Annotated in this window: 12 protein-coding genes; 3 read left to right on the top strand and 9 right to left on the bottom strand. The window is 70.1% G+C overall.

Annotated features, from left to right (window positions below):
* Window positions 1–14: 14 nt before the first annotated feature.
* The 5 genes from FFA01_RS01755 to FFA01_RS01775 all read right to left on the bottom strand — a co-directional run bounded on the left by FFA01_RS01755 (window position 15) and on the right by FFA01_RS01775 (window position 4,701).
* Window positions 15–1,802, bottom strand: coding sequence for a peptidoglycan D,D-transpeptidase FtsI family protein (locus FFA01_RS01755; RefSeq protein ID WP_244289650.1), 1,788 nt, complete (start codon window positions 1,800–1,802; stop codon window positions 15–17).
* 72 nt (window positions 1,803–1,874) lie between these two features.
* Entirely contained in the window at window positions 1,875–2,501 is a 627-nt protein-coding gene (gene ftsL, locus FFA01_RS01760; protein ID WP_146852340.1) for a cell division protein FtsL, read from the bottom strand.
* Complete coding sequence (gene rsmH, locus FFA01_RS01765; protein ID WP_146852343.1) at window positions 2,498–3,448, bottom strand: 16S rRNA (cytosine(1402)-N(4))-methyltransferase RsmH; 951 nt, start codon at window positions 3,446–3,448, stop codon at window positions 2,498–2,500. The genes ftsL and rsmH overlap by 4 nt, the downstream gene beginning before the upstream one ends.
* 102 nt (window positions 3,449–3,550) lie before the next feature.
* Window positions 3,551–3,982, bottom strand: a complete 432-nt coding sequence (mraZ, locus tag FFA01_RS01770; RefSeq protein WP_146852345.1) for a division/cell wall cluster transcriptional repressor MraZ — start codon at window positions 3,980–3,982, stop codon at window positions 3,551–3,553.
* Window positions 3,983–4,293: 311 nt separating this feature from the next.
* Entirely contained in the window at window positions 4,294–4,701 is a 408-nt protein-coding gene (locus FFA01_RS01775; protein ID WP_146852347.1) for an SCO2097 family morphological protein, read from the bottom strand.
* A gap of 98 nt (window positions 4,702–4,799) precedes the next feature.
* Here FFA01_RS01775 and FFA01_RS01780 point away from each other — a divergent pair, with 98 nt between their 5' ends.
* The gene (locus FFA01_RS01780; protein WP_146852349.1) at window positions 4,800–5,921 is read left to right on the top strand and encodes a polyprenyl synthetase family protein; all 1,122 of its coding nucleotides are present in this window, start codon (window positions 4,800–4,802) and stop codon (window positions 5,919–5,921) included.
* A gap of 20 nt (window positions 5,922–5,941) precedes the next feature.
* On the opposite strand, the gene FFA01_RS01785 is transcribed toward FFA01_RS01780, so the two are convergent.
* On the bottom strand, window positions 5,942–6,301 hold the full coding sequence (locus tag FFA01_RS01785) for an Rv2175c family DNA-binding protein (protein ID WP_146852351.1): 360 nt from the start codon (window positions 6,299–6,301) through the stop codon (window positions 5,942–5,944).
* A gap of 188 nt (window positions 6,302–6,489) precedes the next feature.
* Between FFA01_RS01785 and FFA01_RS01790 the strand changes: the two genes are divergently transcribed.
* Complete coding sequence (locus FFA01_RS01790) at window positions 6,490–7,803, top strand: muramidase family protein (RefSeq protein WP_244289651.1); 1,314 nt, start codon at window positions 6,490–6,492, stop codon at window positions 7,801–7,803.
* Window positions 7,804–7,913: 110 nt separating this feature from the next.
* Window positions 7,914–9,866: a Stk1 family PASTA domain-containing Ser/Thr kinase gene (pknB, locus tag FFA01_RS01795; protein ID WP_220478231.1), complete on the top strand. Its 1,953-nt coding sequence runs from the start codon at window positions 7,914–7,916 to the stop codon at window positions 9,864–9,866.
* 76 nt (window positions 9,867–9,942) lie between these two features.
* On the opposite strand, the gene FFA01_RS01800 is transcribed toward pknB, so the two are convergent.
* The 3 genes from FFA01_RS01800 to FFA01_RS01810 are packed head-to-tail and all read right to left on the bottom strand — an operon-like array spanning window position 9,943 to window position 13,051.
* Entirely contained in the window at window positions 9,943–11,313 is a 1,371-nt protein-coding gene (locus FFA01_RS01800; RefSeq protein WP_146852355.1) for a class II 3-deoxy-7-phosphoheptulonate synthase, read from the bottom strand.
* Window positions 11,314–11,369: 56 nt separating this feature from the next.
* Entirely contained in the window at window positions 11,370–12,059 is a 690-nt protein-coding gene (locus FFA01_RS01805) for a lysophospholipid acyltransferase family protein (protein WP_146852357.1), read from the bottom strand.
* Between the two features lie 41 nt (window positions 12,060–12,100).
* Window positions 12,101–13,051 carry an ROK family glucokinase gene (locus FFA01_RS01810; protein WP_146852359.1) on the bottom strand — a complete coding sequence of 317 codons (951 nt, stop codon included), beginning with the start codon at window positions 13,049–13,051 and terminating at the stop codon, window positions 12,101–12,103.
* Window positions 13,052–13,083 lie beyond the last annotated feature (32 nt).

Raw genomic sequence — 13,083 nt, forward strand, 5'->3', positions numbered from 1 at the left:
AGAATCCTCTTCTCTCACCAGGTCTCGGGGATGTCCGGTGCCGGCTCCGTCGACGGAGGGACGCGGTACATCTCGAGGACCTGGGACATGATCTTGTTGAAGGTCGGCGCCGCAGCGGCCGACGTCTTGATGGTACTGGGCTTCGTGAAGGTCACGACGACGACGTACTGCGGGTCCTCCGCCGGGGCGATGCCCGCGACCGACACGATGCGATCCGAACCGTAGCCGGTGCCGTCCGACTTCGCCACTTCGGCGGTTCCGGTCTTGGCGGCCACACGGTACCCCGGGATGGTCAAGACGTCCTTGAGGTCGCCGTCGCTGACGACCTTCTCGAGCATGTTGACGGTGGTGTCGGCGGCGTACGGCGAGACCACGCGGGTACCTTCGGTGCTCGGAGTCTGCGAGACCGTCCCGTCGGGCGCCGTGCACTTCTCGACGAGGTTGACGGGCAGCCGCTCGCCGTGGTTCGCGAGGGTCTGGAAGATGCTCGCGAGGTGGACCGCCGTCGTCGAGACGCCCTGGCCGAACATGGAGTTGATGCTCGTCTGCTCGTCCCAGGACGAGACGTCGCGGACACCCTGGGTCGGCTCGCCGAGGAACCCGACCGCCGTCGGCTCGTTCAGTCCGAACTTCACCATGTAGTCGTACCGGGCCTGTGCCGACAGGTTCTCGCCGAGCAGCGAGATGCCGACGTTCGACGAGTCGCGGAGGATGCCGGTGAGGGTGAGGTTCTCGGTCGGGTGGAAGACCGCGTCGTGGATCGAGCCGCCCCAGGGGAAGCTCCGCGAGTACGGCACGGTGGCGGGGCTGGTCGGCGTGGCCGTACCCGAGTCGAGCAGCATGGCGGCCGTCATGGCCTTGAAGGTCGAACCCGGCTCGTAGGAGGCGGTGAAGGCCAGCGACCCGAGGTTGTCGACGGCGGTCCCATCGACGTCGTTCGGGTCGACGGCCGGATAGTCGGCGACGGCCAGCAGACCGGCCGTATCGGCCTTCATCACGACGGCGGTCGCCGACTCCGCCCCTATCGCCTGCGCCTGCTCGGCCAGCGCCTGCTGGGTCATGTACTGGAGGTCCTTGTCGATCGACAGGGTCAGCGAACCACCGGGGACGGCCTTCTTGGTGGTCACCGTGCTGCCCGGCAGCTGCACCCCGTCGGCACCGCGCTCGTAGGTCTCGCTGCCGTTCGTCCCGGCGAGGCACTGATCGGCGCTGAGCTCGAGCCCGGCCTGCGGACCGTCCGTGCCGATGAACCCGGTGAGGTTCCCGGCCACGGAGCCGTTCGGGTAGGTCCGAGCCGACTGACGCTCGTAATAGAGGTACGAGATGCCGCTGTTCTTCAGGTCGCGCACGGCCCGGAACGCGTCGACGTCGACCCCCTTGACCAGGTACGCGAAGTTCGCGGTCGGATCCTTCGTGATGCTCTCGTACATCGCGTCGGCGTCGCCGCCGGTGATCTCGGCGACCTGCGCCATGACCTGCTCGACGGTGAGCGTCGTCTTCGTCTTCTTCCCGTCGGCGTCCGTCTCGGTGATCGTGCGCGTCTTCGCGAATGCGGGTGCCGCCGTGATGTTGTACCGCGTCACGCTCCCGGCGAGGACCGTGCCGTCGGAGGCCAGGATGTCGCCGCGGTCGCCGTAGGTGACCTGACTGATCTCGCGCTTGTTCTGCGACTGGTCGTTGAGCTCGGCCGCCTGGACCAGCTGGATGTCGGCCAGACGGACGACGAACACCGCCACGAGGGCGAAGACCAGGGCCATGGCCACCGTCGCGCGGAGGCGGCGACTGCGGGGGGCTGCGTTCACGAAGGATTCCTCACCGCGGCGGGCCGTGCTGCACCGACCGCTGTCGACTTCCGGTACCCGGGTCGGGTACCGCTAGCGGGTCTGGGGAGCCGCCAGCTGGTTCGGGTCAGACGCTACCGACTGCTCGGCGCTTCCGGCGGTCGCCGCGCCCGTCGACGCGGAGTCGGTCGTGGTGGCGGCTGCGGCCGTCCCCGCGGCGGCTGCGGCCGCGGTGTCGCCGGCGGTCGACGCCGTGGCCAGCGGCACACCGTCGAGCAGCGTGTTGGGGATCAGGTTGTCGGTGCCGTCGGCGGTGCCGTCGGCCGGTGAGGGGTCGCCGTGGACGGCGCCCGTGGCGGGGTCCAGGTAGACGGGGTTCGAGTTGCGGACCATGCCGAGCTTCTCGGCGTTGTTGGCGAGGTTCTGCGGCGACGACAGGACATCGAGTCGTTCGGAGAACTTCTGCTGATCGCGGGTGAGCTCGGTCTGCTCGGCCTGAAGGGCCGAGATCTTGTAGGCGCCGTCGCTCAGCGCGATGCTGATGGCCAGCTGGGTCAGCAGCAGGACGAACAGGGCAGCCGTGGCCACGAGGGCGTAGGCGATCTTCGGACGTGCGCGCCGTTGAGCCCGGCTCGTGACGATCTCGACCGCAGGCGTGCGGGGCGCACGGCTGGGCTCGGCGAGCGGAGTCGGGTCGACGAAGGCGAATTCGCTGCTCATGCTGTTCTCCGGATTCGTTCGGCTGCCCGAAGGCGGACGGGTTTGGCGCGGGGGTTGCGGTCGATCTCGTCGGCCGAGGCGAGTTCGGCGCCTCGCACCAGCAACCGGAAGTCGGGACGGTGCTCCGGCAGCTCGATCGGCAGCCCCTGGGGGGCGGTCGAGGTCGTCCGCGCCGCGAGCTCTCGTTTGACGAACCGGTCTTCGAGCGACTGGTACGCGAGGACGACGATCCGTCCGGACTCCGCGATCCGGTCGAGGGCCACCGGGACCGCGGCCTCGAGCGACGCGAGTTCGCCGTTGACCTCGATCCGCAGGGCCTGGAAGACGCGCTTCGCCGGATGACCCGCCCGCTGCAGCGCCATGGGCGTAGCGGCGATGAGCAGGTCGACCAGTTCGCCGCTGCGGGTGAGGCGGGCCTCGGCCCGGTGCTCGACGATGCGACGCGCGTATCGGGGCGCCAGCTTCTCTTCGCCGTACTGGTAGAAGATGCGACGGAGCTCCGACTCGGGGTACTCGGCGAGGACGGTCTCGGCGGTGACCGGGGACGTCGGGTCCATGCGCATGTCGAGAGGCGCGTCCTTCGAGTACGAGAACCCTCGTTCGACGCGGTCGAGCTGAAGGGAGGACACGCCGAGGTCGAAGAGCACGCCGTCGACGACGTCGATGCCCAGACCGTCGAGAGCCTCGCCGATGCCGTCGTACGTGGTGTGCACGAGGCGCGCCCGGTCGCCGAAGGGTCGGAGGCGCTCCCCCGCGATCTCGAGCGCCTGGGTGTCGCGGTCGAGTCCGACGACGGTCAGCTCCGGGAACGCGGTCAGCATGGCCTCGCTGTGTCCGCCCATGCCGAGCGTGCAGTCGACGGCGACGGCGCCCGGGCGGCCGAGGGCCGGTGCGAGCAGCTCGAGGGTGCGCTCGAGGAGGACGGGGGTGTGGATCTGTTCTGCCATGGCGATGTCGGCCTGTGTTCCCTGGCCCTGATCCCCATCCGTCCCGACCTGGCACCGGGGAAGGTGCGCCAGGGCGGACGGCTGGGAGTCAGGGCCGAGGACCTAGAAGAGGCCGGGGATCACCTCCTCCGTCGTGTTGGCGAACGCGGCCTCCTGGGCCTCGTAGTAGGTGTTCCAGGCATCGGTCGCCCAGATCTCGGCGCGGTTCCCGGCACCGATGACGGTGAGGTCCCGGCCGAGAGCCGCGTAGTCGCGGAGCTGGGCGGGGATGGTGACGCGGTTCTGCTTGTCGGGGATCTCGTCGCTGGCACCCGAGAGGAACAGACGCATGTAGTCGCGGCCTTCCTTGCTCGTGATGGGGGCCTGACGGATCCGCGTGTGCATGTCCTCGAACTCGCGCTGACTGAAGACGTAGACGCAGCGCTCCTGCCCACGGGTCATGACGAGGCCCGAGGCCAGTTCGTCACGGAATTTCGCGGGGAGGATGATGCGGCCCTTCTCGTCGAGCTTGGGCGAATAGGTGCCGAGGAACATGCGTCTCTTCCCCCTTCACCCCGCGCCCGGTGGTGGCACGTGCCTCCACTTTACTCCACAACCCACCACCAGACAACGAAACGCCCCCTTCTGGGCACAGAAAGAAACCCTCGATGCCCGGAATGCCGGGCGATCGAGGGGTGGAGGGAAAGGGAACACGGAAGGAGCCCGAGGAGGGACGGGGCATGCGGGGCGGGATCGCCGCGGGGGGTCGCGGTCCGGCAGAACCCCCGGAAGACGACGAAAGGGGCCGGCCGCGAGGCCGACCCCTGAGGTCGTGGAGAGAAGTGGAGGCGCGCTGCCCCGGCGGGCTACTGCCGGCCGTCGCCGTCGTTGCGACGGTCCCAGCGCTCGTTGAGACGATCCATCATGCTGCCGTTGGATCCGGCTCGGGAGGCTCCGGGTCGTGAGCCGGCCGTACGCGGCGGTGTGGGTGCCGACGGGATCGAGCCGCCCTTCCGCCGAGGCGGCGCGATGGCGAACAACGCGCCCCCGACCACGAGGACGAAGCCGAGCACGCCGACCAGGGGCTGACGGAAGATGACGCCGGTGACGATGACCGCGATGCCCAGCAGCCCGGCGAGCACGCCGACGACCACGAGGGTGTAGTTCGGTCGGCCACGGCGGGTGCCGACGGTCGCCACGAAGTCGGAGTCGTTGCTGTAGAGACTCCGCTCCATCTCTTCGAGGAGCCGCTGCTCCTGTTCGGAAAGTGGCATCTTGTTGTTCCCTTCGAGCACAGGCCCTACGACCTCGGGATCGACGCGTATGAGTACGTGTGAGTGTATGCCTGCGTGCTGTGGCTAGGCTAGGCAGCGTGGCTGAGAGTACGCGGTTAGTGGACGTGGTTCAAGAGCGGATCGACCGGTTCCTCGAGAGGCAGCGTCCGGTGCTCCGGACGATCGCCCCGGACCTCGATCCGTTCGCCCTCTTCTCGAGCGATCTGCTCCAGGGGGGCAAGCGGTTCCGGGCGCTGTTCTGCTACTGGGGATGGCAGTCCGTCGCCGGGCTCGACACCGGCTTCGACCCCCTGGGCAGCCCGCCCGACGAGAGGGCCCTCGAGGCCGTGATGAGCGCCTCCACGGGCCTCGAGTTCTTCCACGCCGCCGCCCTGGTGCACGACGACATCATGGACAACTCGGACACCCGTCGGGGGCTCCCGGCCGCCCATCGAAGGTTCGAGCGCCTCCATCGCGAGGGCTCCTGGCTCGGCGAACCGGGCTCGTTCGGGACGTCCGGCGCTCTCCTGATGGGTGATCTGCTGCTGGCCTGGAGTGACGAGCTGGTCTCCTCGGCCTTCGACGACCTGCCCTCCCGCGACGCCGCCCGAGCGGCCCGAGCCGAGTTCAACCGGATGCGCACCGAGGTCACGGTGGGCCAGTACCTCGACATCCTCGAGGAGAGCGCCTGGCGGACCGTGCCCGACATCGACCTGCTCCCCCGGGCCCAGCGCGTCATCGTCTACAAGTCCGCCAAGTACAGCGTCGAGGCCCCCCTGACCATCGGAGCCGCGATGGCCGGAGGGTCGCCGCAGGCCCTCGAGTCGCTCCGTCACTTCGGACTCCCCCTGGGCATCGCCTATCAGCTGCGCGACGACCTCCTCGGCGTCTTCGGCGATCCCGAGGTGACCGGCAAACCCGCCGGAGACGACCTGCGCGAGGGCAAGCGCACCGTCCTCGTGGCGACGGCCCGCCGGGCCCTCCCGCCGGGTGCGGTCCGGTTGCTCGACGAGCTCCTGGGCGACCCGGAGCTCGACGACGACCAGATCGCCATGCTGCAGGCGACCCTGCGCGATTCCGGAGCCGTCGACGCCGTCGAGCAGTCGATCGCCGATCAGGTCGAACGAGCGAACCACGCTCTCGAGCGGTCGGAGCTCTCGCCCTCCGCCCGGGCGCAGCTGAGCCGCCTGGCGGACACCGTCACGCGACGCACCTCCTGACCCGACGGCGGACCCGGGGGTCAGAGCAGGCTCTGCGCCACTCGTCGGACCTCGGCCTTGCGACCGGCGAGCAGGGCGGCGATGGGTGCGGCATCCAGGGAGTCGTCGTTGGACATCAGCCAGTCGAGGGCCTCGTCGTCGTCGAAGCCGTTGTCGGCGAGCACGGTCAGGGTCCCCCGGAGCTCGGGCCGGGGCTGGCCGTCGTCGCCGATGAAGATCGCCGGCGTGCGGAGAGCACCGTCGACCCGTGTTCCGACGAGAGCGTGCTCATCGAACAGGCGCCGGACACGGCTGACGCTCGAGCCGGTCCTCTCCACGAGATCGGGCACGGCCAGCCACTCGGTGTCGGCGAACCAGGGGCGCTGAGAGAGATCGGTCACCGGACAACCTTGCCACGCCCGGGCTGGTCGCGACGACGGCACGGCGTCGAGGTCACTCCCGTCACATACGTCACCCGAGCCTCATTGATTGACTTGACACACCAGCTGTGTCACTTTGATAGCTTCGAGACACGCCGTCGCGGATCAGGATGACGACGTGCCTGCCCCCGAGACACGAGGATCACCTCATGAACGACAGCCCCGCGACCAGCGCCTTCGGGCCGATCGACTCCGTCGATCACGACCGCCGTGCCAGCGGACGCCTCGCGCGCTCCATGCTGAACACGGTGCCGATCATGCTCGTGGGATCGATGGCCCTCGGCCTCGGCCTCACCGGGCCGATCGCATCGCTCGATCACGCACCCGAGCGCGTGAAGAAGCCCCAGGCGGCTCCGAAGCCCGTCCTCCCGGCGATCGAGACGGCCGGCACGACCGTCGTCGAGACCGACGACGCCGTCGTCGAGCTGGCCGCAGCCCGTGCCTCCGTCATCGCCCCGTCGAGCTACACGGTGAAGTCCGGCGACACCGTCGCGACCATCGCCGGCTCGTTCGGCCTGAGCACCGCCAGCGTCCTGGCACTCAACGGACTCAGCTGGAAGTCCACGATCTTCCCCGGCCAGAAGCTGAGCCTGACCGCGGGCGGCGCCTCCGCTCCTGCGGCCCGCGCCTCCACGTCCTCCTCGCCATCGGGCAGCTACACGATCGCCCGCGGCGACACCATCAGCTCCATCGCGGGGGCCCACGGAGTGAGCACGTCGTCGCTGCTGTCGGCGAACGGCCTCGCCTGGTCGAGCATCATCTACCCCGGTCAGAAGCTGAGCATCCCCGGCCGATCCGCCCAGGCCCCCTCCTCCGCCGCCCCCCGCACCGCCGATTCGACGGCCTCGGGCTCGACCTACACGATCAGGTCCGGCGACACCCTCGGATCGATCGCGTCGGCCACGGGGACGACCGTGTCCGCGCTCCTCTCCGCCAACGGCCTCCGCTTCACGAGCACCATCTACGCGGGCAAGAAGCTGACCATCCCGGGGCGCGGGGCATCCGCGACGACCACCGTCGCGGCCACGTCGGCCACCCCGCTGTCGACGGGCACCACTCTCAGCGCCGAGCAGCAGCGGAACGCGCGCACCATCATCGCGGTCGGACGGCAGATCGGCGCCGGCGACCGAGCCATCGTCATCGCTCTCGCCGCCGCCGCGCAGGAGTCCAGTCTGCGCAACATCGACCACGGCGACCGCGACTCGGTCGGGCTGTTCCAGCAGCGTCCGAGCACGGGCTGGGGCACCGCGTCGCAGCTCACCGATCCGGTGCACGCGACCAAGCTCTTCTTCGGCGGAGCCACGAACCCCAACAAGGGGTTCACCCGAGGACTCCTGGACGTGCCCGGCTGGTCGTCGATGTCGCTGACCGGTGCGGCGCAGGCCGTCCAGCTGTCGGCCTTCCCGACGGCGTACGCCAAGTGGGAGGCCCCTGCGGCCTCCTGGCTCGCCGCCCTCGGTTGAGTTCTCGGGCCGCCCCCGGCGGTCACTTCGGACCGGTGCGGTGAGTTGTCGCCGCGCGACGCGCCGGAGTCCGTAAAATCAGCGGCGTGAGCGTGAACCAGACTGACCCGATGATCGGCCGGCTCATCGACGACCGCTATCAGGTCCGTTCACGCATCGCCCGCGGCGGCATGGCCACCGTCTACCTCGCCACCGATCTGCGCCTCGAACGTCGCGTGGCCATCAAGATCATGCACGGACACCTGGCGGACGACGCCTCCTTCAAGGAGCGCTTCATCCAGGAGGCGCGATCGGCGGCTCGACTCGCCCACCCGAACGTCGTCAACGTCTTCGACCAGGGCCAGGACGACGACTCGGCCTATCTCGTCATGGAGTATCTGCCGGGCATCACCCTCCGCGAGCTCCTCCAGGACCACAAGGTCCTGACCGCCGAGCAGGCGATGGACATCATGGAGGCCGTGCTGGCCGGTCTCGCCGCCGCCCACCGAGCGGGCATCGTGCACCGCGACCTGAAGCCCGAGAACGTCCTCCTGGCCGACGACGGGCGCATCAAGATCGGCGACTTCGGCCTCGCACGAGCCGCCACCGCGAACACCGCCACCGGCGCGGCCCTCCTCGGCACGATCGCCTACCTGTCCCCCGAGCTCGTCACCCGGGGCATCGCCGACACGCGCAGCGACATCTACGCGCTCGGGATCATGCTCTTCGAGATGCTCACCGGCGAGCAGCCGTACAAGGGCGAGCAGCCGATGCAGATCGCCTACCAGCACGCCAACGACACCGTGCCCGCACCCAGCACGACCAACCCCTCGGTACCGGTCGAACTCGACGAGCTCGTCCTCTGGGCCACCGCCCGGGACCCCGAGCACCGGCCCCGCGACGCCCGTGCGCTGCTCGACCAGCTCCTCGACGTCCAACGCGCGCTGGCGGACCCGTCGGGCCCGCCCGTCGGTCGGACGATGGTCCTGCCTTCCGCGACCGCGACCGCGGTCCTCCCCGACTCGGGCTCGGGCACGGGGGCGAGCACCGGCGAGACGCAGATCCTCCCGAAGGCCCGGCACCGCACCGGACCGATCGGGCCGGAGACCGACAGCAACGCCGACCGGCTGCGCACGGCCGCCGCGCGTCGTCACCGCCGCGGAGCCGCCTGGTTGGTGATCGTCGTGGTCCTCGCTCTGCTCGTCGGCGGCGTCGGCTGGTGGTTCGGCTCCGGACCGGGAGCCCAGGCGGAGGTGCCCGACGTCTCCGGCCAGGACCCGGCCGCCGCCGCCGCCCAGCTGATCCAGGCCGGGTTCGAGGTCGACTCCGAGAACCGGAGCGACTTCTCGCCCGTCGTCCCCGCGGGTCAGGTGACGGCCACCGACCCCGACGCGTCGAGCCGGCTGCAGAAGGGCTCGACCGTCACCATGGTGGTCTCGCAAGGGCCCCGTCAGCTCGAGGTGCCCCAGGTCGTGGGCGGGTCGATCGACGATGCCCGTCAGGCGCTCTCCGACTTCTCCGTGCGCGACCCGTCGCAGCAGTTCGACGAGAAGGCCGAGGGAACGGTCCTGGGCATCGCGGGGGTGGGGGCGGACGGCAACGCCGTCGACCTCTCCGGCGGAGGCCAGTACGGCGAGCAGCAGCCGATCGACCTCACGGTCTCGCTCGGCCCCGTCCCCGACGTCGTCGGCCAGACCGTCGAGCAGGCGCAGGCGACGCTGCAGTCCGTCGAGCTCGCCGGCGTCGAGTCCGGCCGCGAGTACAGCGGCACGATCGACGCCGGTTCCGTCATCCGCTCCGAGCCCCAGGTGGATGGCCCCGTCCGGCCCGGAGACACCCTGAACCTCGTCGTCTCGGACGGCCCCGCACCCATCACGGTTCCCGATGTGACGGGGAAGACGATCGATGAGGCGACCGCGGAGCTGCAGGGCCTGGGCCTCCGGGTCGCGTACGACGCGTGCCGCAACTTCACGTGCGCCTTCTACGACTGGGAGGCCTCGCTCCCGGTCACGGCGACTGATCCCGGCGCCGGCGGCATCGCCTACGCCGGATCGACGGTCGCCCTCAGCTACCGCGTCGAGTGACGCGAGCCGCGGCGCCTGGACGACGATCGCCCCCGTCGACTGTCGACGGGGGCGATCGGACCGCAGGAGGCGCGGGTCAGTTCTGGGCGAGCTCCTCGGCCACCAGGAACGCCAGCTCCAGCGACTGCATGTGGTTGAGCCGGGGATCGCAGAGCGACTCGTAACGGGTCGCCAACGTCGCCTCGTCGATGTGCTCGGAGCCGCCGAGGCACTCCGTGACGTCGTCTCCGGTCAGCTCGATGTGGATGCCGCCGGGGTGCGTCCCCGCGGCCCGGTGGGCCTCGAAGAAGCCCTTGACCTCGTCCATGATCTCTTCGAACCGTCGGGTCTTGTACCCCGTGGGGGTGGTCAGACCGTTGCCGTGCATCGGGTCGCTGACCCAGAGCGGCGTCGCGTCGGCCTTCTTGATCGCCTCGAGGAGCGGCGGGAGCGCATCGCGGATCCTGCCCGCCCCCATGCGCGTGATGAAGGTCAACCGCCCGGGCTCGCGGTCCGGGTCCAGCTTGTCGATCAGACGGAGCATGTCGTCGGGGGTGGTGCTCGGCCCGAGCTTGACGCCGAGCGGATTGCGCACCCGGGAGAGGAAGTCCACGTGCGCACCGTCGAGGTCGCGTGTGCGCTCACCGATCCAGACGAAGTGGGACGACAGGACGTACGGGTCTCCGGTGCGCGAGTCGATCCGCGTCATCGGGCGCTCGTAGTCCATCAGCAGCCCCTCGTGGCTGGTGTAGAACTCGACGCGCTTGAGCTCGTCGAAGTCAGCCCCCGCGGCCTCCATGAACCGGATGGCCTTGTCGATCTCCTTGGCCAGGTGCTCGTAGGCCGCGTTGGCGGGGTTCGCGGCGAAGCCGCGATTCCAGCTGTGCACCTGGCGGAGATCGGCGAAACCACCCTGCGTGAAGGCGCGGATCAGATTGATGGTCGACGCCGAGGTGTGGTATCCCTTCACCAGTCGAGCCGGGTCGGCGCGACGGGACTCGGGGGTGAAGTCGTACCCGTTCACGATGTCGCCTCGGTAGGCGGGCAGGGTCACGCCGTCACGCGTCTCGCTGTCGCTCGATCGCGGCTTGGCGAACTGACCGGCCATGCGGCCCATCTTGATGACCGGCATGGAGGCGCCGTAGGTCAGCACGACGGCCATCTGGAGGATGGTCTTCACCCGGTCGCGGATCTGGTCGGCGGTGGCGCCGGCGAACGTCTCGGCGCAGTCGCCGCCCTGCAGGAGGAACGCCTCGCCTCGCGCGGCCGAGGCCAGTCGCGAACGGAGCGTGTCCACCTCGCCCGCGAAGACGAGCGGCGGGAGCGTGGCGATCTCGGCGGAGGCGGCCTCCAGCGCGGAGGCGTCGGGCCACGACGGCTGCTGCTTGATGGGGAGCGTGCGCCAATAGTCGAGCCCCGCGATGACGTCGGTGTCGGACGTTGCGAACGGTTCGCTGAGCTGGGTCACGGTCTTCCTCGAGGGCGTCGTGGGACGTCGGGACCGGTCGATCCCGACGTACGAGCCTACCGCGAACCGCCCGTGCGCTTCTCCTTGACGCTGGACGCGTAGACGTCGGCGTACTCCTGGCCGCTGAGCGCGTTCAGCTCGTACATGATCTCGTCGGTGATCGAACGGAGGATGAAGCGGTCGCCCTCCATCCCCTCGAAGCGGCTGAAGTCGAGGGGCTCTCCGAAGACGACGCCGACCCGGCGGATCTTGGGGATCCTGGTGCCGGTCTTCATCACCTTCTCGGTGTCGATCATGGCCACCGGGATCACGGGGACGTGCCCCTCGAGGATCATGCGCGCCACTCCGGTCCGCCCCCGGTAGAGCCGGCCGTCGGGGCTGCGGGTCCCCTCGGGGTAGATGCCGAGCTGCTCGCCCCGTCCGAGGACCGAGAGCCCCGTCGCGAGCGAGGCCTCCGACGCCTTGCCCCCCGACCGGTCGATCGACAGCTGACCCGTGGCGGTGAAGAAGAGGCGCATCGCCCACCCCTTGACGCCCTTGCCGGTGAAGTAGTCGCTCTTGGCGAGGAATGAGATCCGTCGGTCGAGGGCGAGCGGCAGGAAGATCGAGTCGACGAACGAGAGGTGGTTGCTCGCGAAGATGACCGCACCCGAGCGCGGGACGTGCTCCGCCCCGCGGACCCAGGGACGGAAGATCGACAGCACCAGCGGCGTCGCGATGAGCGTCTTCAAGAACCAGTAGAGCATCGATGCCCCTCTCGTCGGACGGTGGTGGACCCGGGCCGAATCTACAGGCCGGTGGCGTGGAGCCGAGCGAGGTCGGCGGCGCCGACCACGCCCGCGTCGTTGACGAGCTCCGCGATCACGAACTCGGGTACGGGGTGGTAGCCGCGTGCGGGCAGGTGCTCGAGGTAGGCCTGGCGGACGGGCGCGAGGAGGAGCTCGCCCGACTGGGCCACCCCGCCGCCGAACACGAAGACCTGCGGGTCGAGGACGGCGCTGAGCGAGGCGGCCGCCTGGCCGAGCCAGCCGCCGAGCTCGCGCAGCGCCTCGAGGGCGCCGGGGTCGCCGGCCTTCATGAGCTCGCTGACGTCGTGGCCGGTGAGCTCGCCCTTGGCCTCACGGACGGCCGCGAGGGCGGCTCCCGCGCCGGGACGGTCGGCGACCTCACCCGCCATGCGCAGGAGGGCGCGACCCGAACCGTACTGCTCGATGCAGCCGCGGGCGCCGCAGCCGCAGGGCAGCCCGCCGGGGACCACGCGCATGTGCCCCAGCTCGCCGCCGGTGCCGAAGCCGCCGCGGAGGAGACGGTCCTGGGCGACGATCGCGCCGCCCACCCCCGTGCCGATGGTGAGCATGGTCATGTCGCTCGCCAGCCGGCCGGCCCCGAAGCGGAACTCCGCCCAGCCCGCCGCGTTGGCGTCGTTGTCGATGGTGATGTGCAGGTCGAGACGCTCGGAGAGACGGGCCCGCAGCGGCTCGTTGCGCCACGCGATGTTCGGCGTGTAGTAGACGGTCGACTGGGCGGCGTCGATGAAGCCGGGGGCTGCGACGCCGGCGGCGACGACGTCGCCGTGCTCGGCCTGCAGCGCGCGCACCATCTCGACCACGGCGTCGACGATCGCGGCCGAGTCCCCGGCGGGGGTGGGCACCCGACGCTCGGTGACGATCTCACCCAGCTCGGTGACCACGCCACCCGCGATCTTGGTTCCGCCGATGTCGATTCCGATTGCCTGCACGAGCGTCGAGTCTATCCCGGGCGTCCGTGGCG

It is taken from the genome of Frigoribacterium faeni (assembly GCF_007988805.1).
In the GTDB taxonomy this organism is placed as follows: Bacteria; Actinomycetota; Actinomycetes; order Actinomycetales; family Microbacteriaceae; genus Frigoribacterium; species Frigoribacterium faeni.

What these genes read in the sequence shown, in the direction of transcription:
- rsmH (WP_146852343.1), bottom strand. Translation starts at nt 3,448, where the DNA reads ATGGCAGAACAGATCCACACCCCCGTCCTCCTCGAGCGCACCCTCGAG.
- ftsL (WP_146852340.1), bottom strand. Translation starts at nt 2,501, where the DNA reads ATGAGCAGCGAATTCGCCTTCGTCGACCCGACTCCGCTCGCCGAGCCC.
- FFA01_RS01775 (WP_146852347.1), bottom strand. Translation starts at nt 4,701, where the DNA reads ATGCCACTTTCCGAACAGGAGCAGCGGCTCCTCGAAGAGATGGAGCGG.
- mraZ (WP_146852345.1), bottom strand. Translation starts at nt 3,982, where the DNA reads ATGTTCCTCGGCACCTATTCGCCCAAGCTCGACGAGAAGGGCCGCATC.
- FFA01_RS01805 (WP_146852357.1), bottom strand. Translation starts at nt 12,059, where the DNA reads ATGCTCTACTGGTTCTTGAAGACGCTCATCGCGACGCCGCTGGTGCTG.
- pknB (WP_220478231.1), top strand. Translation starts at nt 7,914, where the DNA reads ATGATCGGCCGGCTCATCGACGACCGCTATCAGGTCCGTTCACGCATC.
- FFA01_RS01790 (WP_244289651.1), top strand. Translation starts at nt 6,490, where the DNA reads ATGAACGACAGCCCCGCGACCAGCGCCTTCGGGCCGATCGACTCCGTC.